The organism is Salmonella sp. SAL00653 (assembly GCF_046552515.1).
Classification (GTDB): domain Bacteria; phylum Pseudomonadota; class Gammaproteobacteria; order Enterobacterales; family Enterobacteriaceae; genus Salmonella; species Salmonella enterica.
The window spans coordinates 1-21,764 of sequence record NZ_JBGDTY010000010.1; the positions used below are offsets into that span (position 1 = coordinate 1).

20 protein-coding genes and 2 pseudogenes are annotated in these 21,764 nt (G+C 54.9%); 12 read left to right on the forward strand and 10 right to left on the reverse strand.

Annotation, left to right across the window (positions count from 1 at the left end):
* The 4 genes and pseudogenes from ACLJRU_RS12765 to ACLJRU_RS12780 form a co-directional block, all read left to right on the forward strand.
* Positions 1-77: pseudogene (locus tag ACLJRU_RS12765) on the forward strand (oxaloacetate decarboxylase beta chain); the annotation flags it as partial.
* 130 nt (positions 78-207) lie between these two features.
* A complete protein-coding gene (locus ACLJRU_RS12770; protein ID WP_223557571.1) occupies positions 208-894 on the forward strand; it encodes a triphosphoribosyl-dephospho-CoA synthase in 687 nt (228 codons plus the stop codon).
* 379 nt (positions 895-1,273) lie between these two features.
* Positions 1,274-2,353 carry a FecCD family ABC transporter permease gene (locus ACLJRU_RS12775; protein ID WP_000128339.1) on the forward strand — a complete coding sequence of 360 codons (1,080 nt, stop codon included), beginning with the start codon at positions 1,274-1,276 and terminating at the stop codon, positions 2,351-2,353.
* Positions 2,353-3,129: an ABC transporter ATP-binding protein gene (locus ACLJRU_RS12780; protein WP_023234747.1), complete on the forward strand. Its 777-nt coding sequence runs from the start codon at positions 2,353-2,355 to the stop codon at positions 3,127-3,129. Before ACLJRU_RS12775 ends, ACLJRU_RS12780 begins: the two co-directional genes overlap by 1 nt.
* A 90-nt stretch (positions 3,130-3,219) precedes the next feature.
* Here ACLJRU_RS12780 and gpmA read toward each other — a convergent pair whose 3' ends face one another.
* The 8 genes from gpmA to modE all read right to left on the reverse strand — a co-directional run bounded on the left by gpmA (position 3,220) and on the right by modE (position 12,087).
* The gene (gene gpmA, locus ACLJRU_RS12785; RefSeq protein ID WP_000301554.1) at positions 3,220-3,972 is read right to left on the reverse strand and encodes a 2,3-diphosphoglycerate-dependent phosphoglycerate mutase; all 753 of its coding nucleotides are present in this window, start codon (positions 3,970-3,972) and stop codon (positions 3,220-3,222) included.
* Between the two features lie 223 nt (positions 3,973-4,195).
* On the reverse strand, positions 4,196-5,236 hold the full coding sequence (galM, locus tag ACLJRU_RS12790; RefSeq protein WP_000931428.1) for a galactose-1-epimerase: 1,041 nt from the start codon (positions 5,234-5,236) through the stop codon (positions 4,196-4,198).
* Positions 5,230-6,378 carry a galactokinase gene (gene galK / locus ACLJRU_RS12795; protein ID WP_001539523.1) on the reverse strand — a complete coding sequence of 383 codons (1,149 nt, stop codon included), beginning with the start codon at positions 6,376-6,378 and terminating at the stop codon, positions 5,230-5,232. Before galK ends, galM begins: the two co-directional genes overlap by 7 nt.
* Before the next feature lie 2 nt (positions 6,379-6,380).
* Positions 6,381-7,427 (reverse strand): galactose-1-phosphate uridylyltransferase, encoded by a 1,047-nt coding sequence (galT, locus tag ACLJRU_RS12800; protein WP_000187473.1) that lies wholly within the window; start codon positions 7,425-7,427, stop codon positions 6,381-6,383.
* 10 nt (positions 7,428-7,437) lie between these two features.
* Positions 7,438-8,454 (reverse strand): UDP-glucose 4-epimerase GalE, encoded by a 1,017-nt coding sequence (galE, locus tag ACLJRU_RS12805; RefSeq protein ID WP_001539525.1) that lies wholly within the window; start codon positions 8,452-8,454, stop codon positions 7,438-7,440.
* A gap of 222 nt (positions 8,455-8,676) precedes the next feature.
* Complete coding sequence (locus ACLJRU_RS12810) at positions 8,677-9,585, reverse strand: DUF2167 domain-containing protein (RefSeq protein ID WP_001539526.1); 909 nt, start codon at positions 9,583-9,585, stop codon at positions 8,677-8,679.
* A 170-nt stretch (positions 9,586-9,755) separates the two neighbouring features.
* A complete protein-coding gene (modF, locus tag ACLJRU_RS12815) occupies positions 9,756-11,231 on the reverse strand; it encodes a molybdate ABC transporter ATP-binding protein ModF (RefSeq protein ID WP_000096933.1) in 1,476 nt (491 codons plus the stop codon).
* Positions 11,232-11,298: 67 nt separating this feature from the next.
* On the reverse strand, positions 11,299-12,087 hold the full coding sequence (gene modE / locus ACLJRU_RS12820) for a molybdenum-dependent transcriptional regulator (RefSeq protein WP_001147416.1): 789 nt from the start codon (positions 12,085-12,087) through the stop codon (positions 11,299-11,301).
* Between the two features lie 128 nt (positions 12,088-12,215).
* On the opposite strand from modE, the gene ACLJRU_RS12825 reads away from it, so the two are divergent.
* From ACLJRU_RS12825 to modC, 4 genes are all read left to right on the forward strand, one after another.
* The gene (locus ACLJRU_RS12825; protein WP_000891513.1) at positions 12,216-12,365 is read left to right on the forward strand and encodes an AcrZ family multidrug efflux pump-associated protein; all 150 of its coding nucleotides are present in this window, start codon (positions 12,216-12,218) and stop codon (positions 12,363-12,365) included.
* A 155-nt stretch (positions 12,366-12,520) separates the two neighbouring features.
* The gene (gene modA, locus ACLJRU_RS12830; RefSeq protein ID WP_000951416.1) at positions 12,521-13,294 is read left to right on the forward strand and encodes a molybdate ABC transporter substrate-binding protein; all 774 of its coding nucleotides are present in this window, start codon (positions 12,521-12,523) and stop codon (positions 13,292-13,294) included.
* On the forward strand, positions 13,294-13,983 hold the full coding sequence (gene modB, locus ACLJRU_RS12835; RefSeq protein WP_000604026.1) for a molybdate ABC transporter permease subunit: 690 nt from the start codon (positions 13,294-13,296) through the stop codon (positions 13,981-13,983). Before modA ends, modB begins: the two co-directional genes overlap by 1 nt.
* 2 nt (positions 13,984-13,985) lie before the next feature.
* On the forward strand, positions 13,986-15,044 hold the full coding sequence (modC, locus tag ACLJRU_RS12840; protein ID WP_000891710.1) for a molybdenum ABC transporter ATP-binding protein ModC: 1,059 nt from the start codon (positions 13,986-13,988) through the stop codon (positions 15,042-15,044).
* On the opposite strand, the gene ACLJRU_RS12845 is transcribed toward modC, so the two are convergent.
* The gene (locus ACLJRU_RS12845) at positions 15,045-15,863 is read right to left on the reverse strand and encodes a pyridoxal phosphatase (protein WP_001539531.1); all 819 of its coding nucleotides are present in this window, start codon (positions 15,861-15,863) and stop codon (positions 15,045-15,047) included.
* Between the two features lie 163 nt (positions 15,864-16,026).
* Between ACLJRU_RS12845 and pgl the strand changes: the two genes are divergently transcribed.
* On the forward strand, positions 16,027-17,022 hold the full coding sequence (pgl, locus tag ACLJRU_RS12850; protein WP_023234748.1) for a 6-phosphogluconolactonase: 996 nt from the start codon (positions 16,027-16,029) through the stop codon (positions 17,020-17,022).
* 143 nt (positions 17,023-17,165) lie between these two features.
* Here pgl and ACLJRU_RS12855 read toward each other — a convergent pair whose 3' ends face one another.
* On the reverse strand, positions 17,166-18,449 hold the full coding sequence (locus tag ACLJRU_RS12855; RefSeq protein WP_001094776.1) for a putative acyl-CoA thioester hydrolase: 1,284 nt from the start codon (positions 18,447-18,449) through the stop codon (positions 17,166-17,168).
* 237 nt (positions 18,450-18,686) lie between these two features.
* Between ACLJRU_RS12855 and hutI the strand changes: the two genes are divergently transcribed.
* The 3 genes and pseudogenes from hutI to ACLJRU_RS12870 all read left to right on the forward strand — a co-directional run bounded on the left by hutI (position 18,687) and on the right by ACLJRU_RS12870 (position 21,618).
* A complete protein-coding gene (gene hutI / locus ACLJRU_RS12860; protein ID WP_001249499.1) occupies positions 18,687-19,910 on the forward strand; it encodes an imidazolonepropionase in 1,224 nt (407 codons plus the stop codon).
* Positions 19,907-20,848, forward strand: a pseudogene (gene hutG, locus ACLJRU_RS12865) (formimidoylglutamase). Before hutI ends, hutG begins: the two are co-directional and overlap by 4 nt.
* A gap of 44 nt (positions 20,849-20,892) precedes the next feature.
* Complete coding sequence (locus ACLJRU_RS12870; protein ID WP_000287412.1) at positions 20,893-21,618, forward strand: histidine utilization repressor; 726 nt, start codon at positions 20,893-20,895, stop codon at positions 21,616-21,618.
* Positions 21,619-21,764: the final 146 nt, after the last annotated feature.

Here is a 21,764-nt window from a genome sequence, read left to right on the forward strand (position 1 = left end):
TGGGCCCGAACGTGGCGGGGGTTATCGGTTCGGCCATTGCGGCGGGCGTGATGCTGAAGTACGTGCTGGCGATGTAAATCTGTTCCTTTCCCGGAGGCGGCGCGTTGCGCCTGTCCGGGCTACCGGATTGCATGGATCTGTAGCCCGGACAGATGCGCAGCATCGCCTCCGGGAATGTCCCATAAGGAGACTTTGATGAATTAAACCATAGCATTTCGTCCGGAAGGCCGGGCGTCGACAAAAGATGTGGTTGTCAATTACACGCTGGCGTCACTGGACGAGCTTGAACAACTGCACCCGGCGCTGAATCTGCTGGCGCACCCGTCAATCGTCCGTGGCAGCCATGATTTCTTTGTCCGTTGTTATGACGCGGGCGTACAGCATGCGCAGGCCGGGGCGGCTGAAACGGTAGCGGTTTTGCCTGATTCGCTGTCACAAGAACGGCAAAGGAGCGGGCTGCTGTGTGCCGCAGCAGGTCGTCTGGATGCCCTGCGCCAGCCGCTGACGCACAATCGTTTATGTGACCTGGCCAGTCAGTTCTGTGCTGGCATGGCAGATGTTGACAGCGAAACCCGCAGCGGTTTTTATACCGTGCGCAGCATATCGCTGCCGGTTTACCGGCGGCTGTTGCGGGATCAACATTCTCACAGTGTCTGCCTGCAGCAGGCTCTGCTGCACCTGCTGGCCTGGAAGAGCGATTCTCCCTGGGAGCGGCAGCAGGCGCAGCGGCTGCTCTGGCAGGGCGGCGTGCTGGGCGATAAAGGTGAGTTTGCGCTTATGACGCTGGATGATGAACTGCGGGAGCGCCAGATTGGGTGGCCCGGGCTGTGGTCGCTGCTGGCCGTCACCGGGTTTCTAGCGAAATTCCCTGCCGGACCGATATTTGCTGACTGAAAAATGAGGACTGCTGACAATTATCTGTTGTGTTGGCATTTCTGCGAGAGGCAGCTAGCGCTTTGCCTGACTTACGAAACGAGAATATCAACAGATTACGTACTTTTTGTAGGTCCGTGGTTGGAACATTGCCACCTGGTTACACGTTGTCAGCAGCCTCAAGCGTGGATGGCTCCACGCTTTCTTTGTCTATGGAAAACCCCCAGCCAGGCCCTGTCTCTTGATCAGGAGATCTGATCAAGAGACATGGCTATGCCGGAGGATATTTATTGGAAACCGATGAGATAGGCCACCGTGTCATCAATCAAAATATAAATAAATATATAACAAAATAATTCGGCGCTATAATTCTCTTCTGATTAATAACGTAGCTCGAACCATGACCTGTCAGGACAAATCACTTTTAGCCCCCGGTCTCGCTTCCACGCCCGTCATTCCGCGCTATCGCCAGATCATACGCAAACGGGCTGTGCTCATGTTAGCTATTGCGTTGGCGATGATGGCTTCACTGATGGTGGATGTAACCTGTGGGTCTTCTGGTTTACCGCTCAGTGCGCTATGGCAGGCGCTTTTTCAACCGGAAAAGGTGAATGCGGGCATACACGTTATTGTCTGGGATATTCGTTTACCCTATGCCCTGATGGCCCTACTGGTGGGCATGGCGTTAGGGTTAGCGGGCGCCGAAATGCAAACCATTTTAAATAATCCGCTGGCGACGCCGTTTACCCTCGGCGTATCGTCCGCGGCGGCTTTTGGCGCTGCGCTGGCGATTGTGTTGGGGATCGGTATTCCCGGTATTCCTGCCGCCTGGTTTATCCCGGCCAATGCGTTCATCTTTGCGCTGTTATCCGCGTTACTCCTGGACGGTATTACCCGTTGGACAGGCGTCGCCGCATCCGGAGTGGTGTTGTTCGGTATTGCGCTGGTATTCACCTTTAACGCGTTGGTCGCCATTATGCAGTTTGTGGCTGATGAAGATACGCTGCAGGGGCTGGTATTCTGGACGATGGGGAGCCTGGTCCGCGCGTCGTGGGAAAAATTGGGCGTACTGGCCGTGGTGTTTATTGCTGTGCTTTTTTGCGCGTTACGAAGCGCCTGGCAACTCACGGCATTACGTCTGGGCGAAGAGAGGGCGATGAGCTTTGGGATTCATGTCCGCCGTTTACGCCTGCTGTCATTGTTGCGTATCAGCTTGTTATCAGCGCTGGCGGTAGCTTTCGTCGGGCCGATTGGTTTTATTGGTCTCGTTGCACCGCACATTGCACGAATACTTTTGGGGGAAGATCACCGTTTCTACCTTCCGGGCAGCGTGCTGATAGGCGGGCTGGTGTTATCGCTGGCCTCTATTGCGGCGAAAAATAGTATTCCGGGCGTCATGGTGCCGGTGGGGATTGTCACCTCGCTGGTCGGGGTTCCGTTCTTTTTAAGCATTGTATTGCGACATCGGGGGAGTCTCTGATGCGCGGGTTAATGCTCCGCTCATTTAGCGCCGGCTATTCCACTCAGCCGGTTATTGCAGATCTCAACGTTCCCTTACTGCCGCGCGGGAAAATTACCATTTTGCTGGGGCCGAACAGCTGTGGTAAATCGACGTTACTACGTTCGCTGGCCGGGCTGAATAACGCCGACGGCGAGGCGCTGCTTGATGGCGAAGATCTCATGTCGTTATCGTTTGCCGAGCGGGCGCAGAAAGTTGTGTTTTTGCCGCAGTCATTACCGCAGGGCGTACATCTGCATGTACTGGAGTCGATTATCGTGGTATTGCGGGCATCAGGCGGCAGAGACAATGCGCAGGGCAGAGCGCAGATACTGGCTATCCTTGAGCAATTGGGCATAACGCATCTGGCGTTGCAGTATCTCGACCAGCTTTCCGGCGGTCAGCGGCAGTTAGTGGGTCTGGCGCAATCGCTGATTCGTCGCCCTGAACTTCTGTTGCTGGATGAGCCGCTCAGCGCGCTGGATTTAAACTATCAGTTTCACGTAATGGATCTCGTGCGTCGGGATACCCAGGCGCAAAATAGGGTAACGATAGTCGTGGCGCATGACATTAATATTGCCCTGCGTCATGGTGACCATGTCCTGATGCTAAAAGACGGCAGGCTGGTCGCCAGCGGCGCGCCGGAGACGGTGATTACTGCGGAGCGTCTGGCTGACGTGTACCGGGTACGAGGACGCGTGGAGCGCTGTTCGCAGGGTAAATTGCAGGTGGTGCTGGACGGCGTGATCGCTGTTTAAGACATATTGCCTGATGGCGCTGCGCTTATCCGGCCTACCCATTGCTCGTAGGCCGGATACGGCAGTTATACCGCCATCCGGCAAAGGTGATTACTTCGCTTTACCCTGATTCGCCACGGCAGCCGCTTTCGCAGCGATCTCGTCAGCGTTACCCAGATAGTAATGTTTGATCGGCTTGAAGTTTTCGTCGAACTCATACACCAGCGGCACGCCGGTCGGGATGTTTAATTCAAGAATCTCATCTTCACTCATGTTATCCAGGTATTTCACCAGCGCACGCAATGAGTTACCGTGAGCGGCGATGATCACGCGCTCACCGCTCTTCATACGCGGCAGGATGGTGTCGTTCCAGTAAGGAATAACGCGGTCGATGGTCAGCGCCAGACTTTCGGTCAACGGCAGCTCTTTCTCGCTCAGTTTGGCATAACGTGGATCGTGACCCGGATAACGCTCATCATCTTTGGTCAGTTCCGGCGGCGTTACGGCAAAACCGCGGCGCCACTGCTTAACCTGCTCATCACCATATTTTTCGGCCGTTTCCGCTTTATTCAGCCCCTGCAACGCGCCATAGTGACGTTCGTTGAGTTTCCAGGATTTTTCCACCGGCAGCCACGCCTGATCCAGTTCATCCAGTACGTTCCACAGCGTATGGATAGCGCGTTTCAGTACGGAAGTGTAGGCAAAATCAAAGCTGAAACCTTCTTCTTTTAGCAGTTTACCTGCTGCTTTTGCTTCGCTTACGCCTTTTTCAGACAGGTCAACATCATACCAGCCGGTGAAACGGTTCTCTTTGTTCCATTGACTTTCACCGTGACGTACCAGAACCAGCTTAGTTACAGCCATACTCTCACTCCTATAAATCATATGTAATGATAATAATTCTCATTATATTGCCGCGAGGTGTTAGCGGCAATGCTTACGCATAACCATAGCGAAAATAGTGGCGCAGTGTAAGGTTCTTGTGAATTCAGAGTTGCGATTTTGTCTTTAAGTGGTGGAGGTTTGAGCAGGGCAATGGCGCGTAGGCCCGATAAGCTTGCGTCATCGGGCATGTAGCGGCATATCGTTAGAACGGAATAAACTGATACTCGGTCAGGCTGGCGTACTCCTCGCCAGGGCGAAGGATACAGTCAGGCTGCGGCCATTCAGGATGATTCGGGCTGTCCGGCAGCAGTTCGCTTTCCAGCGCCAGCCCTTGCCAGTCGGCATAAGGTTCCGGTCCGCGGGAAGGTGTACCCGCCAGATAATTGCCGGAATAAAACTGTAGCGCCGGGGCGGTGGTGTAAACCATCATTTGTAGCTTTCCATCCTGTGACCACAGACGGGCCGCCGGCTTTTTGCCATCACCCTGCGTCTGTAGCAGGAAAGCATGGTCGTAGCCTTTAACCTTGCGCTGATCGTCATCGGCGAGAAACTCGCTGGCAATGACTTTTGGCATTCGGAAGTCAAACGAGGTATTGGCTACCGATTTTAGCCCCTGGCGTGGAATACCGGATTCATCTACCGGCAGATACTCATCCGCCAGAATTTGCAGCTTATGTTGGCGCACGTCGGTCCGATCGCCGTCCAGATTAAAATAGACGTGGTTGGTCAAATTCACCGGACAGGGTTTATCGACCGTCGCCCGGTAGGTGATGGATATTCTATTGTCATCGGTCAGACGATATTGCGCCGTGGCGCAAAGATGGCCGGGAAAGCCCTGGTCGCCGTCATCAGAGGTGAGCGCGAATAATACCTGGCGATCGTTCTGGTTCACAATTTGCCAGCGGCGCTTGTCAAAGCCTTCCGGTCCGCCGTGTAGCTGGTTCTCGCCCTGGCTTGGGCTTAACTGTACGGTTTCGCCGGCAAACGTATAACGGCTATTGGCGATACGGTTCGCGTAACGGCCAATAGAGGCGCCGAGGAATGACGTCTGTTCAGGGTAGTGTTCCGGGCTGGCGCAGCCCAGCAATGCTTCCCGAACGCTGCCGTCAGACAGCGGAATACGGGCGGAAAGAAGAGTGGCTCCCCAGTCCATCAGCGTTACCACCATCCCTGCGCTATTGCGCAGGGTTAGCAGGCGGTACGGTTGACCATCGGGGGCCAGTGCGGGCGTTTCATTTAGCACTGTCCTGCTCCTTGTGACGGTTTGCATACATAAAAGGTTTCTTTGATTCCGGTTTTCGCTTCGTACTGTTGCGCAACGGCCTGCCGAACAGCGGGAACCAGATCTTCCGGGATCAGTGCGACAACACAGCCGCCGAAGCCGCCGCCGGTCATGCGCACGCCGCCTTGATCGCCGATGGTCGCTTTGACGATGTCTACCAGCGTGTCTATCTGCGGGACGGTAATTTCGAAATCATCGCGCATTGAGGCATGGGACTCCGCCATCAGTTGGCCCATACGTTGCAAATCACCTTTCTCCAGCGCGCTTGCCGCTTCAACGGTGCGCGCATTTTCGCTCAATACATGGCGAACGCGTTTTGCGACTACCGGGTCCAGTTCGCTGGCAACGGCATTGAACGCCTCAAGGCTGACATCGCGCAGGGCCGGCTGCTGGAAGAAACGGGCGCCGGTTTCGCACTGTTCACGGCGGGTATTATACTCGCTGCCCACCAGCGTGCGCTTAAAGTTACTATTGATGATCACCACGGCGACACCTTTCGGCATGGAAACCGCTTTGGCGCCGAGCGTACGGCAATCAATCAGCAACGCATGATCTTTTTTGCCGAGCGCAGAGATGAGCTGATCCATAATGCCGCAGTTACAGCCGACAAACTGGTTCTCGGCCTCTTGTCCGTTGAGCGCAATTTGCGCGCCGTCCAGCGGCAGGTGATAAAGCTGCTGGAAGACGGTGCCCACCGCCACTTCCAGCGAGGCGGAGGAGCTTAACCCGGCGCCCTGCGGCACATTGCCGCTGATGACCATATCCACGCCGCCAAACGCGTTGTTACGCTGCTGCAGGTGTTTCACTACGCCGCGCACATAGTTAGACCACTGCTGGCTATCGTGGGTCACGATCGGCGCATCCAGTGAAAATTCTTCCACCTGATTGTCGTAATCGGCGGCAATCACCCGTACGGTACGATCGTCGCGCGGCGCACAGCTAATTACGGTCTGGTAATCGATAGCGCAGGGCAGAACGAAACCATCATTGTAATCAGTATGCTCGCCGATCAGGTTGACGCGGCCTGGCGCCTGAATCGTGTGGGTGGCAGGGTAGCTGAAAATTTCAGCAAACAGCGCGCGCGTTTTCTCTTTCAGATTCATTTTTATACTCCGGATTCGCGAAAATGGATGTCGCTGACCGCGCGCAGGCGTTCAGCCGCTTGTTCTGCGGTTAAATCACGCTGGGTTTCCGCCAGCATTTCATAGCCGACCATAAATTTACGGACGGTCGCAGAGCGCAGCAGCGGCGGGTAAAAGTGTGCGTGCAACTGCCAGTGTGCGTTTTCTTCACCGTTAAACGGCGCGCCGTGCCAGCCCATTGAGTAGGGGAAGGAACACTGAAACAGGTTGTCATAACGACTGGTCAGCTTTTTCAACGCCAGCGCCAGAGAGTCGCGCTGCTCGTCGCTTAAATCGGTAATGCGCAGGACATGCGTTTTGGGTAACAGTAGCGTTTCGAACGGCCACGCCGCCCAGTAAGGCACCACCGCCAGCCAGTGTTCGGTTTCGACCACGGTGCGGCTGCCGTCCGCCAGTTCTCGCTGGACATAATCCACCAGCATTGGCGAGCGCTGCTCGGCGAAGTAGGCTTTTTGTAAACGATCTTCGCGTTCGGCCTCATTCGGCAGGAAGCTGTTGGCCCAGACCTGGCCATGCGGATGCGGGTTCGAACAGCCCATCGCCGCGCCTTTATTTTCAAAGACCTGCACCCACGGATAGGTTTTGCCTAACTCGGCGGTCTGCGTTTGCCAGGTTCTGACGATTTCCGTCAGCGCGGGCAGGCTCAACTCCGGCAGCGTTTTACTGTGATCGGGAGAAAAGCAGATCACGCGGCTGGTGCCGCGCGCGCTCTGACAGCGCATCAGCGGATCGTGGCTGTCCGGCGCATCCGGCGTATCGGCCATCAGCGCCGCGAAATCGTTAGTAAAGACGTAAGTCCCTTTGTAATCGGGATTTTTATCGCCGGTGACACGCGTATTGCCCGCACACAAGAAGCAGTCCGGATCGTGGGCCGGCAGCATTTGCTGAGACGGCGTTTCCTGCGCCCCCTGCCAGGGGCGTTTTGCGCGATGCGGCGAAACCAGAACCCACTGGCCGGTAAGCGGGTTATAACGGCGATGCGGATGATCGATGGGATTAAATGGGGTCATAACAACGTCCTTAATCTGGGTATCCCTGCGGATGGCGTGACTGCCAGTGCCAGGTGTCCTGCGCCATTTCGTCAAGCGTGCGGGTGACGTGCCAGTTCAGCTCGCGATCGGCTTTGCTGGCATCCGCCCAATACGCCGGGAGATCGCCGTCGCGACGCGGCGCGAAGTGGTAATTAATGGGTTTACCGCAGGCTTTACTAAAGGCGTTGACCACATCCAGGACGCTACTGCCGACACCCGCGCCGAGGTTATAAATATGTACGCCGGATTTGTCCGCCAGTTTTTCCATCGCCACGACGTGCCCGTCGGCTAAGTCCATAACGTGAATGTAATCGCGTACGCCGGTGCCATCCTCGGTCGGGTAATCGTTGCCGAAAACGGCGAGCGATTCGCGACGACCCACGGCGACTTGGGCGATATAGGGCATCAGGTTATTCGGAATACCTTGCGGATCTTCTCCCATGTCGCCCGACGGGTGCGCGCCGACCGGATTGAAATAACGCAGCAGCGCAATACTCCACTCCGGCTGGGCTTTTTGCAGATCGGTGAGGATCTGTTCTACCATCAATTTACTTTTGCCGTAGGGGCTTTGCGGCGTGCCGGTAGGAAAACTTTCGACGTAAGGAATTTTGGGCTGATCGCCATAAACGGTGGCGGAGGAGCTAAAAATAAGGTTTTTAACGTTGGCCGCACGCATGGCGCTGACCAACCGCAGCGTACCGTTGACGTTGTTGTCATAGTACTCCAGCGGCCTGGCGACCGATTCGCCGACGGCTTTCAGGCCGGCAAAGTGAATCACGGTATCAATCGCGTGATCGTGCAGAATTTCGGTTATAAGCGCTTCGTTGCGAATATCGCCTTCGACAAAGGTCGGGTGCTTACCGCTCAGACGTTCAATAACGGGCAGCACGCTGCGCTTGCTGTTGCAGAGGTTATCGAGGATGACGACGTCATGACCATTTTGCAGCAATTGTACGCAGGTATGACTTCCAATGTAACCGCTACCACCTGTAACCAATACTCTCATAATTCGCTCCGTTAAGCCTATGGTATGGAATAACCATAGCATAACAAAGATGCGAAAAGTGTGACATGTAATAAATTAGTGGAATCGTTTACACGCTGGTGATTTTACGCATTTATATCAATTAAATGATTACAAATCATCTGGCTTGAGAATGCTTCTGCTTTTTATCCGAAAAAAAGGCGCGTTACGCGCCTGGGAATGAAACGGACGGGGCAGGAGCTGTCAGTCTTTTTTACGCGAGAGTAGCTTCCTGGCGAGCGCCCCGACAGCGACGACGCCGATGGCGGTCACTTTCCAGAATTTAAGCAACGCAATACCGAGCATAGCAAGCAGTCCTACTTTCTTGGCCGCGATACCGCCAATCAGCGCGGCGAGCCCATACTCCGCTATTTTGTCCGTTGATTCGTTGAAGTCAGCGTAGCGTTGTCCCGGGTTGAACTTGACGGAACTGAGAATTCTTTTCGCCAGAGGGATTTCATGGTCAACAGAACCTCTGTCGGTCACCAGATTTAAAGAAAAATAACCTTCACGTCCCAGCAGATAGGTGTTGTAGTTCACGCCTTGTTCATTCAGTGGTTCGTTGGTGCCGATATCCTGGATGGTGGCGGACCAGATCAGACGATGATTGGTTGCATCGTAGGTAGGCTTCTCGATCCAGCCAATAATTTCTATCGGCTCAATGCCTTTTGCAATACGATCTTTATTCGCTTCTTTTGTGCCTTTGCGCAGGTTATCCATTAATTCATCGGCATCCCAATTTTTTGCATCATCATCTTTTACATAACCAGAATCATCATATTCGATAGAAATAAATCCATTCATTTCCTTTTTAAATACGAGACCGTAAAAATATTCATCGTCAACATAGTTACCAATTTCACGCATAAATACCGCCGCTTCTTTTGCGGATATCCAGGTAAATCCTTCCGGTAGATTAAGCGTGGCTTTATCACCTAAACTAATTTTTGTCGGACCCGCAACGGCGGCGCGACTCATGCCTTCAACAGCGACCTCAACGGCGGTTTTACGCGCTTCCTGCGCAGCGGTCGGCTTTTGCTCAGCATAACTGCTGGGGCAAAATAACATGGCTGCCAGTAAAAATAGTATTATTTGTGGAAAACGAAAAGCCATAATGAATCCCTTATATTCACATACGACATCATTGTCGAAAATTTCAGGATTATTATGACAATGAGGCGGTCAGAGATTCAAGAGATAGTAAGCTTATCGACCGTTATTATTATTCTTAACAAAAGGAGAGTGGTTCCAGAATGGCGCGCGGCGCCATTCTGATAATACATTTAATTATTGCATCGTCCGGAAACGTACTTATAACGTTCGCCATCTGGTACAAATTCCAGCCGGTGGGTAATACAGGCAGGCGCATCCTCTGCATGATGGGAAACGAACAGCAGTTGGGTCTCTCCCTGGCGAATTAATACATCTACAAAACGGCGTACCAGTTGGCGGTTCAGCGGGTCCAACCCTTGCAGCGGCTCATCCAGAATCAACACTGTCGGATGTTTAACCAGCGCGCGCACGATCAGCGCCAGCCGCTGCTGTCCCCAGGAGAGACTGTGGAAGGGGGCATCCGCCGTACGCTTATCGATTCCCAGAATATCCAGCCACTGTTGCGCCAGTTTTCGTTGCCTGTCTGAAACGGCCTGGTAAATGCCGATAGAATCGAAATAGCCGGAGAGAATGACATTGCGTACCGTGGTACTGACGCGGTAATCCAGATGTAAACTGCTGCTGACGTAGCCGATATGTTTTTTGATATCCCAGATTGTTTCGCCGCTTCCTCGCCGCCGCCCGAACAGCGTAAGATCGTTGCTGTAGCCTTGCGGATGATCGCCAGTAATAAGGCTAAGCAGCGTAGACTTACCCGCTCCGTTAGGACCGACGATCTGCCAGTGTTCGCCTGGATTTACTCGCCAGCTTAGGTGGTGGAGGATAGGGCGATCGTTATACGAGACTACGCCATCGTTAAGTACGATCCGTGGTTCGCCATCGGGTAACGCATGGCGGACGGAAGGTTCGTCCGGTTCGGGTAATTGTACGTCGGTCAGACGCTCGCTGTGCGCGAGTTGAGCAACCAACGCCCGTTGCAGTAACTCTGTCGTCGTTCCGGTCTCTGCCAGCGTACAGTCGGCAAGCACGCCGGCAAACTGCACGAAGTCCGGGATTTCATCAAAACGGTTGAGTACCAGCGCCAGGGTCATACCCGCCTGGTTCAACGCCGTCAGGCGTTGCGCCAGTTGTTGACGGGCGGTCACGTCAAGCCCGTCGAACGGTTCATCAAGGATCAATAACTCCGGCTCAGACATCAGCGCCTGACACAGCAGCGCTTTTCGCGTCTCGCCGGTAGAAAGGTATTTAAAACGCCTGTTGAGTAAAGCGGAAATGCCGAACTGCTGCGCCAGCATCGCACAGCGGGCAGGATGGTGAACATCATCCTGAATAATTTCCGCGGTAGTGCGCCCGGTATCGTCTTCGCCAGGACTGAGCATATCGGTGTTATTACGTTGCCATTCATCGCTGACCAGCTTTTGCAATTGTTCAAAGGACAGACGAGTAATGCGGGTAAACCGACACTGGCGCTCGCCTGTTAATAACGGCAGTTCACCCGCCAGCGCGCGGGCGAGCGCCGACTTCCCGCTCCCGTTAGCCCCAACGAATGCCCAGCTATCGCCCGCATTGAGCGTCAGCGAATCCAGATGAAGTGTTTTTGTATCGCTCAGACGAAACGTGCCTTGCGAAATTTGCAACGATGACATTTTGCATCCCATTTTTTGCAGCGATGAATGACAGGGATACGTCTTTCGGCAACGGATGTCAATGTGCTTAGCACAACGTTGCAATAATCACTCTGTCCGCATTAAACCAGGCAATCACGTCATCGCCTTCCTTTAACGTGGCGGCATCCGCAGTCGGTATCGTGGCGCACAGCGTCTGGCCGTCCGGCAGCGCCATCAACACTTCACACTGTTCCGCGCCGCGCTCGATATGGCTGATCGTTCCCGACAACTGATTGTCAGCGGCGCGCGCAACGGCTGCATCCCGGGTAATGCCAACCCACGGGGCTTTTAGCAGGATCAGCACTTCTTTACCTTCCTCCAGGCCGAGACGCTCGCCGCTTTGCGCCGTCAGCGCGACTTTGAGCCGCGTTTTGCCGTCGGCCAGCAGCACGTCGACATGCTGTTGTACCTGATCGCGATCGCGGGCGGTAATGGTGCCGAACCACTGATTTCGGGCGCTGGTTTGCAGTGAAAAGCGGGAGATAGCGGCCAGCAGACTGTCAAGCGGCAGGGCGTCATCGTCGCTTAACACATCGAACGCTTTTTGCTGAATTTGGCCCAGCAAATCGTAAAGCTGGATCAGACGCTGACCATAGCGGGTTAATACCGCGCCGCCGCCGCCTTTGCCGCCCGTTGCGCGTTCAACCAGCATATGTTCGCTAAGCTGGTTCATGTCGTTTATCGCATCCCAGGCGCTCTTATAGCTGATTCCCGCGTCTTTCGCGCCCTGACTAATCGAGCCGGAAAGCGCAATGTGTTTCAGCAGAGAGATACGTCGGGGATCGGCAAAAAGCTTTTGCTGAAGTTTCAGGGTAAGAAGGATTTCGGCCTGCATAACCAGCTCCTGGTAAAAAGACTATTGTGACTGAAAAGCGCGTCAGCGCAAAGCCGACCGCACAAAAGGGGAGTGCTTTTCTGTGTGATGCGGTTAAAATACAAAAAGGACTATATCTGGAGTTGCCCATGTTAGAGTTATTAAAAAGTCTGGTATTCGCCGTCATCATGGTACCGGTAGTGATGGCCATCATCCTCGGTCTGATTTACGGTCTGGGTGAGGTGTTCAACATTTTTTCTGGTATCGGTCAGAAAGACCAGTCCAGACAGAACCGCTGATTTCCCCAAACGCCCGCTCAGTCGGGCGTTTTTGTTACTCAAGATCCTGCTTTTCCTGCCGATATTTTCTGTGTTTAATCGTTAATGGGTATGAATAACCGCTGGGAAACCCCTGAGATTATCGTTTACATAACGAAACACACAAGGAGTTACAGATGGCGCACTCCTGGTTACGCCTGGTCGCAGGGGCGACATTATCTTTCGTCATCGCTGGTCATGCGCTGGCGGATGAAGGCAAGATCACCGTATTTGCCGCCGCGTCGCTAACGAACGCGATGCAAGACATTGCGGCAGAATATAAAAAAGAGAAAAATGTGGATGTGGTCTCCTCATTCGCCTCCTCTTCAACGCTGGCGCGCCAGATAGAAGCGGGCGCGCCGGCGGATCTGTTCATCTCTGCTGACCAGAAATGGATGGATTACGCAGCCGATAAAAAAGCGGTGGATACCACGACGCGCGAAACATTGCTTGGCAATAGCTTGGTGGTGGTAGCGCCGAAAGCCAGCGAGCAGAAACCGTTTACCATCGACAACAAAACGGACTGGATTCGTCTGTTGAACGGCGGGCGTCTGGCAGTGGGCGATCCGCAACACGTACCGGCGGGAATTTATGCCAAAGAAGCGCTGCAAAAGCTGGGCGCATGGCAAACGCTTGAACCGAAACTGGCGCCGGGCGAGGATGTGCGCGGCGCGTTGGCGCTGGTCGAACGTAACGAAGCGCCTTTGGGCATTGTATACGGTTCTGATGCGGTTGCCAGCAAGGGGGTCAACGTGGTGGCGACGTTCCCGGAAGATTCACATAAAAAAGTGGAATACCCCATCGCTATCGTGGAGGGGCATAAAAATGCGACCGTCAGCGCGTTCTATGATTACCTGAAAGGACCGCAGGCCTCGGCAATCTTTAAACGTTATGGATTTACGACGAAGTAATGATACTGACCGATCCAGAATGGCAGGCTGTCCTTCTTAGCCTGAAAGTGTCTTCCCTGGCCGTGCTGTTTAGCCTGCCGTTTGGGATCTTTTTTGCCTGGTTACTGGTACGATGCCGGTTTCCGGGCAAAGCCTTACTTGATAGCGTCCTGCATCTGCCGCTGGTGCTGCCGCCGGTGGTGGTCGGCTATCTGCTGCTGGTGTCGATGGGGCGACGCGGGTTTATTGGCCAGTGGCTGTATGACTGGTTCGGTCTCACGTTTGCCTTTAGCTGGCGCGGCGCCGTGCTGGCGGCGGCGGTGATGTCCTTCCCGCTGATGGTGCGGGCCATTCGGCTGGCGCTGGAGGGGGTGGATATCAAGCTTGAACAGGCCGCCAGAACGCTGGGCGCCGGGCGCTGGCGCGTTTTTCTGACTATCACCTTACCGCTTACCCTGCCGGGCATTATTGTCGGTACGGTGCTGGCGTTTGCCCGTTCGCTTGGCGAATTTGGCGCGACCATTACCTTTGTTTCTAATATTCCGGGCGAAACCCGCACCATACCTTCCGCCATGTATACCTTGATCCAGACGCCGGGCGGGGAGAGCGCGGCGGCGAGGCTGTGCGTGATTTCGATTGTATTAGCGCTGATTTCGCTGTTGATTTCTGAATGGCTGGCGCGGATTAGCCGTGAACGGACGGGGCGCTAACCATGCTGGAGCTTAATTTTTCCCAGACGCTGGGAACGCACTGTTTAACCCTCAACGAAACGCTGCCAGCCAGTGGGATCACGGCTATCTTTGGCGTCTCCGGCGCGGGAAAAACCTCGCTGATTAATGCCATCAGCGGTTTGACTCGCCCGCAAAAAGGACGCATCGCGCTGAATGGCCGGGTGTTGCATGACGCGGAAAACGGTATCTGTTTAACGCCGGAAAAGCGCCGCATCGGTTATGTTTTCCAGGATGCGCGCCTGTTCCCCCATTACAAAGTACGCGGCAATTTGCGCTACGGCATGGCGAAAAGCATGACCGGTCAGTTTGATAAGCTGGTGTCGCTGCTGGGAATTGAAGCGTTGCTTGATCGCCTGCCGGGGAGCTTGTCCGGCGGAGAAAAACAGCGCGTAGCGATAGGCCGGGCATTGCTCACCGCCCCGGAGTTGCTGCTGTTGGACGAACCGTTGGCCTCGCTGGATATCCCGCGTAAACGCGAATTACTGCCGTACCTGCAACGGCTGGCGCGGGAAATCAATATTCCCATGCTGTATGTCAGCCATTCTCTCGATGAAATTCTCCACCTGGCGGATAAAGTCATGGTGCTGGAGGATGGACAGGTTAAAGCGTTTGGCCCGCTGGAGGAGGTCTGGGGAAGCAGCGTTATGCACCCGTGGCTGCCGAAAGAGCAACAGAGCAGTATTCTGAAAGTCAGCGTGCTGGAGCATCACCCGCATTATGCCATGACCGCTTTGGCGCTTGGCGACCAGCACCTGTGGGTAAATAAACTCAATCAGCCGCTGCAATCCACACTGCGTATTCGTATACAGGCGTCGGATGTCTCGCTGGTACTACAGCCGCCGCAGCAGACCAGTATCCGCAACGTATTGCGGGCAAAAGTGGCGAATTGCTATGACGATAACGGGCAGGTGGAAGTCCAGCTTGAGATAGGCGGCAGAACGCTGTGGGCGCGAATAAGCCCGTGGGCTAGGGATGAGCTGAATATCAAGCCTGGCCTGTGGCTTTACGCGCAGGTGAAAAGCGTTTCTATCACCGCCTGACTATAGCAGGTGGGTGTAAATAAATTTGGCGATGCTATCGGTAGTGTTATCGCCGATCACAACGTCAGCGCGCGCTTTCACCGCCTCATCGGCGTTGCCCATCGCAACGCCGGTGCCTGCCGCCTCCAGCATACTGATGTCGTTGTAGTTATCGCCGAAAGCGATCACATTTTTCATTGACCCTCCCTGCGCTTCTATCCACTGGGTAAGGCGCTTGCCTTTACTGTTGCCTTTGCGCGCGATATCCACCTGATCGTGCCATGACCATTCGCACTCCAGGCCAAGCGCCTGTTCAACATGCTGACCGAACCGCTGTAGCCTGGGAATATCTTCATCGGTAAGCGCAAACTTCCACACGGCATTCACGTCGCGCGCCGCCTGCGCCAACGAAGAGACCTGTGCAAAGGTCGGACGTTGCTCCGGCGGCAAGGTCTGCGCCCACCGGGAGGTACGCACGACGTGACCGGTTGGGTGTTCGTAAAGCATAGCGTCATCAACATACATCAGGCCGTGAATCTGATGCTCATCCAGTAAATCAATCAACTGCAACGCCTTATCCACGGGCATAGGATCGGCATCCAGGACAGTTTTAGCTTGATAATCATACAAATAGGTGCCGTTGCAGCAAATAGCAGGTGTTTCCAGCGCCAGCGCCTGATAAAAAGGATGAATAGCAACGTGATGGCGACCAGTGACAATGATAAGTTGAAAGCCCGCCTCTTTGGCGCGTGATAGCGCGTCAAGCGAGGAGGGGAGTAAGGTTTTATGCGGGGTTAATAACGTTCCGTCTAAATCGAGGGCAATCACGCGTGCAGTCATAATTTTTTCCAGATTAAGAGTAATAATTCCGTCTGTCGGCATGGTACACCGGGACGGTAAGCAGACAAAATTCTGCGTCTGAATTCAGCATTCGCCGTCAAAAGCGACTACGTTAAGCTGTGTCCTGTTATTGCAGCTACATGCCATATGCAAAGGAGTATTCATGAAACAAACAGTCTATACCGCCAGCCCTGAGAGTCAGCAAATTCACGTCTGGAGCCTGAACCACGAAGGGACGCTGACGCTGGTGCAGGTCGTGGATGTGCCCGGTCAGGTTCAGCCGATGGTGGTCAGTCCGGATAAACGCTACCTCTATGTCGGCGTGCGCCCGGAGTTTCGTGTCCTGGCGTATCGTATTGCGCCGGATGATGGCGTGCTGACGTTTGCCGCCGAATCCGCCCTGCCGGGTAGCCCGACCCATATTTCTACCGATCATCATGGTCGTTTTGTCTTTGTCGGATCGTATAACGCCGGTAATGTCAGCGTGACGCGCTTACAGGATGGCCTGCCGGTTGAGCTGGTGGATGTGGTGGAAGGGCTGGACGGCTGCCACTCGGCAAATATTACGCCTGATAACCGTACCCTGTGGGTGCCTGCGCTAAAACAGGAGCGCATTTGTCTGTTTACGCTAAGCGATGACGGCCATCTGGTGGCCCAGGAGCCGGCGGAAGTAAATACAGTCGAAGGGGCAGGCCCGCGTCATATGGTCTTCCACCCGAATCGACAATATGCCTATTGCGTCAATGAACTGAACAGTTCGGTGGATGTCTGGCAGCTTAAAAATCCGCATGGCGAGATAGAGTGCGTACAAACGCTGGATATGATGCCCGCCGATTTTTCCGATACCCGCTGGGCGGCGGATATTCATATTACGCCGGATGGACGGCATCTGTATGCCTGTGACCGCACCGCCAGTCTGATTACCGTCTTTAGTGTCTCCGAAGACGGCAGCGTACTGAGCGTTGAAGGCTTCCAGCCGACGGAAGTCCAGCCGCGCGGCTTTAATATCGACAATAGCGGAAAATACCTGATTGCTGCGGGTCAAAAATCACATCATATCGCGGTCTATGAAATTACGGGCACTCAGGGGTTGCTGACGGAAAAAGGCCGTTATGCCGTCGGCCAGGGGCCAATGTGGGTTGTGGTGAACGCGTACTAAAGCGCTGTGTGCCGGATGGAGGCGGGCTGGAACTCATCAAGGCGGGATGCCTGATTAATTTCAATAAACATTGCTTGCAGTAAAACCACGGGCCGCCACATCTGCTGCGGCGGCCCGTTTATAAGCCTGAACCGGAACGGTGATTACTGCTTAGGTTCCGCCACTACTTTACTGCCTACACCGCGGTTGTTGTATTCCCACATGCGGTTGTAGTTAGTGTCGTTCAGATTACGCTGCACCTCGTCTTTGTCATCCACGGTCCCCGTATTTCCAGCAAACGGACGTTTCGAGATGACCGCGTCGGCCCACGGTTTGGCAACGTTGAAGCCCTCGTTAATCACGCTGTCGCGGATCACGACCTGACCGTTGGTGTTGGCGTCGACATCCAGCGAGCGGCCAAGCTGCGCAACGCCATCGCCGGAGGCGTTAAAGCGGCTGTTGATCGCCAAAAAGCCATAGTAAATATTGGACAGCGTCGCCGGGGCGAAGACGTAGGCTTCCTGCTGTGTGCGGGAGTTGACGACCTGGAAGTTGGTGTTATCGAACACCACGGCGCCGCGTCCGGAAACCATATCCACATCGCCTTCAATATAGCTGTTCGTCACCAGCGTACGCGGCTGGCGATCGGTTTGCAGACGGTTCTGCACGCCGCTGTTGGTCACAAAGAAGGTGTTCTGGCGGCCAAGGATATTGACCTTGTTAATCTGGACTTTGTCGCCATCGGTACGCAACGCCACCGCCGGATGGTTTCCGGCATCGACGCTGTCGCCTAGCGTGTTCTCGATGGTCAGATTTTGTAGCTGCAGACCGTTATTCTGCGACCAGAACGCGGCAGAACACATCACACCGATCGTCGCGGCGTGTTTGCTTTGGCAGTTATCGAACATATACCAGGCGGGTTTACCAGGCATATATTTCCCGCCGGGATTCACCGCGCGGCGCCAGTCAGCGACGCTCATTTCACCATCAATCGCCATCCCAATTTTCACATCGATCGGTTTTTCACCGGTCCCGTACAGGGTCAGACTTCCCGGCGCGGCGGGAACATACACGGTCCCCTGATAGTCGCCCGGCATAATAGCAATGTACTGGCGTTTGTTCGTGCGTTTAACCATTGCCGCATCGACCGCGGCCTGAATCGAGGTGTGCGTAACGCCTGGTGTACCTGCCGGCCCCACCACAAAGTCAGGCTGTGCGGGCAGGGTAATCGGCGACGGCGACCACGGGGCGGTATTCGGCGTCAGGGAGGCAAAATAGCGCGCCGCAACGAAGTTTTTCGCTTCATTTGCCGACAGAATTGGGCGCGAGGCGGTGCCAGGCGCGGTTTGATCGGAAGGGATCTGATCGGGTGGCGTAGAGCTACAGGCGCTCAGCGTCACGCCAAAAGCCAGTGCCAGCGCCAGACGGGAAACCGATAATGTATTCACAGGTTGCTCCGGGCTTGAAAAAGTTAAATGACATCCATTGAAGCCTGCTTTTTTATACTAAGTTGAACGAAACGGGAAGGCGAAAAGGTAAAAAGTTCCTTTTCAGGCCGGAAACACCTGTAGCATCAGATAGTTTTATCACAATTAAGCAACAACTTTCGCGCTTTGAGTTGACAATCCGGAGCAGAAAGAAAATAAATGTCTATACAACTCATGACTGGCAAGAGAGCGACAGGAATGCGGCAACTTTTACCGGGCAATACTGTCTGGCGAAACATCAGGCTGGCGACAATGGACCCGCAGCGGCAAGCCCCGTACGGGCTGGTGGATAACCAGGCGCTGATTGTACGCGAAGGGCATATTTGCGATATCGTGCCAGAGACGCAGCTTCCTGTCAGTGGGGACAATATCCATGATATGCAGGGACGACTGGTAACCCCGGGACTTATCGATTGCCACACGCATCTGGTGTTTGCCGGTAACCGCGCCGCAGAGTGGGAGCAGCGGCTTAACGGCGCGTCATACCAGCATATTAGCGCTCAGGGCGGCGGCATTAACGCGACGGTATCAGCAACCCGCGCCTGTGCGGAGGAGACGCTCTACCTGCTGGCGCGTGAACGCATGATGCGCCTTGCCAGCGAAGGCGTTACGCTGCTGGAGATTAAATCCGGCTATGGCCTGGAGCTGGCGACAGAAGAAAAGCTGTTGCGCGTTGCTGCAAAACTTGCCGCCGAAAACGCTATCGACATTAGCCCCACGCTATTGGCCGCTCATGCTACGCCAGCGGAGTATCGTGACGACCCGGACGGCTACATCACTCTGGTCTGCGAGACGATGATTCCGCAGCTCTGGCAAAAAGGGTTATTTGATGCGGTAGACCTCTTTTGCGAGAGCGTCGGCTTTAATGTGGCCCAGAGTGAGCGCGTGTTGCAGACGGCGAAGGCGTTAGGTATTCCCGTTAAAGGCCATGTTGAGCAGCTTTCGCTGTTGGGCGGCGCGCAGCTGGTGAGTCGTTATCAGGGTTTATCGGCGGATCATATCGAATATCTTGATGAAGCGGGCGTCGCGGCGATGCGTGACGGCGGTACTGTCGGCGTGTTGTTGCCCGGCGCGTTTTATTTTCTGCGCGAGACGCAGCGCCCGCCGGTTGAACTGCTGCGCCGCTATCAGGTGCCTGTCGCCGTCGCCAGCGATTTCAATCCCGGCACCAGCCCGTTTTGCAGTTTGCATCTGGCGATGAATATGGCCTGCGTACAGTTTGGTCTGACGCCGGAAGAGGCATGGGCGGGCGTTACGCGCCATGCCGCACGCGCGCTGGGAAGACAGGCGACGCATGGGCAGCTCAGGGCCGGCTACCGGGCAGATTTTGTGGTGTGGGATGCTGAACAGCCGGTAGAGATTGTGTATGAGCCGGGGCGTAACCCTTTATATCAGCGGGTATACAGAGGACAAATCTCATGACGCAATGGTATCCGGCTTCTCCGGCGCTCTGGCAGGGGCGCGATGACAGTATAGAAGCGCCGGATGCGCGGCGTCTGTTTCAGACCGTCACGCGCAGCGAGACCTTTTTCCCCGAAAACTGGCAGCAAAAGATCGCGTTAATGGGATTTGCCTGTGACGAGGGGGTAAAACGCAATTCAGGCCGTCCCGGCGCGGCAGGCGCCCCGGATGCGTTGCGTAAAGCGCTGGCGAATATGGCCAGCCACCAGGGACATGAACGGCTGGTGGATTTAGGCAATTGGGTTGCGCCGACGCCCGATCTGGAAGGCGCGCAGCAGGCCTTGCGCGATGCGGTAAGCCGCTGTCTGCGGGCCGGGATGCGCACGCTGGTACTGGGCGGCGGGCATGAAACCGCGTTTGGACACGGCGCGGGGGTGCTGGACGCGTTTGCGCAGGAAAGCGTAGGGATCATTAATCTTGATGCGCATCTGGATCTCCGTCAGACCGACCGGGCAACATCCGGGACGCCGTTTCGTCAACTGGCGCAGCTATGCGACGCGCAGAGCCGCGCGTTTCATTATGCCTGTTTCGGCGTGAGCCGTGCGGCGAATACGCAGGCATTGTGGCGGGAAGCGCAGTGGCGGAATGTTACCGTGGTGGAGGATCTGGACTGCCATGACGCGCTGGCACAGATGACGCAGTTTATCGACAAGGTGGATAAAATTTATCTGACTATCGATCTCGACGTATTGCCTGTCTGGGAAATGCCGGCCGTCTCCGCTCCCGCAGCGCTGGGCGTGCCGCTGATATAGGTTCTGCGTTTAATTGAGCCGGTTTGCCGCAGCGGAAAATTACAGGCGGCGGATCTGGTTGAGTTTAATCCACGCTTTGATGAAGATGGCGCAGCGGCGCGCGTGGCGGCGCGGCTTGGCTGGCAAATCGCGCACTGGTGGCGTTAATCTGTCATCCGGAAAACACTCTCCGCATAAGGAAGGCTTCACGCATGTATTCATCCCGCTCCCGTTCTGCGCCTGCGCCTTTTTACGAAACGGTGAAACAGGACATCTGTAAAAAAATAGCCGGCGGCGTCTGGCAGCCGCACGATCGCATTCCGTCGGAAGCTGAACTGGTCGCTCAGTATGGCTTTAGCCGAATGACCATCAACCGGGCGCTGCGTGAGCTGACGGATGAAGGGTGGCTGGTACGTTTACAGGGCGTGGGGACGTTTGTCGCCGAACCAAAAGGCCAGTCCGCGTTGTTTGAAGTCCGCAGTATCGCCGAGGAGATTGCCGCCCGCCGTCATCAGCATCGTTGTGAGGTGCTCACGCTGGAGCGTGTGCAGGCAAACGCCATCCAGGCCAGCGCTCTCAACGTCAATGAGAGCGATGTCATTTTCCATTCCATCATGGTGCATTATGAAAACGATCTGCCGGTACAAATTGAAGATCGCTGCGTGAATGCGGATATTGCCGTGGATTACCTGACGCAGGATTACCGTCAGACCACGCCGCACGCTTATTTGTCGCGGATCGCGCCGCTAACGGAAGGGGAACATATTGTGGAGGCGGTGCGCGCCACGGCGCAAGAGTGCGCGTGGTTAACTATCAAAGAGCATGAGCCTTGTCTGCTCATTCGTCGTACAACCTGGTCCGCGTCGCGGATTGTTTCTCACGCCCGCTTACTTTTCCCCGGGTCGCGCTATCGGCTACAGGGACGATTTATCTCCTGAGCGGGCCGCTGCCGGAAAACGTGATTGCTGACACAATATAACAAAATTGTATCATTTTTGTTAACTCTATTCTTGTGCTTACTTGTATAGACAAGTATATGTCTGATTCTTATCTGTGGGTCTGCGGCGGCGCCTGATAGTGGCGT

Bases quoted from the DNA above. Each gene is read 5' to 3' on its own strand.
- ACLJRU_RS12775 (WP_000128339.1), top strand. From the start codon at position 1,274: ATGACCTGTCAGGACAAATCACTTTTAGCCCCCGGTCTCGCTTCCACG.
- ACLJRU_RS12780 (WP_023234747.1), top strand. From the start codon at position 2,353: ATGCGCGGGTTAATGCTCCGCTCATTTAGCGCCGGCTATTCCACTCAG.
- gpmA (WP_000301554.1), bottom strand. From the start codon at position 3,972: ATGGCTGTAACTAAGCTGGTTCTGGTACGTCACGGTGAAAGTCAATGG.
- galK (WP_001539523.1), bottom strand. From the start codon at position 6,378: ATGAATCTGAAAGAGAAAACGCGCGCGCTGTTTGCTGAAATTTTCAGC.
- galT (WP_000187473.1), bottom strand. From the start codon at position 7,427: ATGACCCCATTTAATCCCATCGATCATCCGCATCGCCGTTATAACCCG.
- galE (WP_001539525.1), bottom strand. From the start codon at position 8,454: ATGAGAGTATTGGTTACAGGTGGTAGCGGTTACATTGGAAGTCATACC.
- ACLJRU_RS12810 (WP_001539526.1), bottom strand. From the start codon at position 9,585: ATGGCTTTTCGTTTTCCACAAATAATACTATTTTTACTGGCAGCCATG.
- modF (WP_000096933.1), bottom strand. From the start codon at position 11,231: ATGTCATCGTTGCAAATTTCGCAAGGCACGTTTCGTCTGAGCGATACA.
- modE (WP_001147416.1), bottom strand. From the start codon at position 12,087: ATGCAGGCCGAAATCCTTCTTACCCTGAAACTTCAGCAAAAGCTTTTT.
- ACLJRU_RS12825 (WP_000891513.1), top strand. From the start codon at position 12,216: ATGTTAGAGTTATTAAAAAGTCTGGTATTCGCCGTCATCATGGTACCG.
- modA (WP_000951416.1), top strand. From the start codon at position 12,521: ATGGCGCACTCCTGGTTACGCCTGGTCGCAGGGGCGACATTATCTTTC.
- modB (WP_000604026.1), top strand. From the start codon at position 13,294: ATGATACTGACCGATCCAGAATGGCAGGCTGTCCTTCTTAGCCTGAAA.
- modC (WP_000891710.1), top strand. From the start codon at position 13,986: ATGCTGGAGCTTAATTTTTCCCAGACGCTGGGAACGCACTGTTTAACC.
- ACLJRU_RS12845 (WP_001539531.1), bottom strand. From the start codon at position 15,863: ATGACTGCACGCGTGATTGCCCTCGATTTAGACGGAACGTTATTAACC.
- pgl (WP_023234748.1), top strand. From the start codon at position 16,027: ATGAAACAAACAGTCTATACCGCCAGCCCTGAGAGTCAGCAAATTCAC.
- hutI (WP_001249499.1), top strand. From the start codon at position 18,687: ATGCGGCAACTTTTACCGGGCAATACTGTCTGGCGAAACATCAGGCTG.
- ACLJRU_RS12870 (WP_000287412.1), top strand. From the start codon at position 20,893: ATGTATTCATCCCGCTCCCGTTCTGCGCCTGCGCCTTTTTACGAAACG.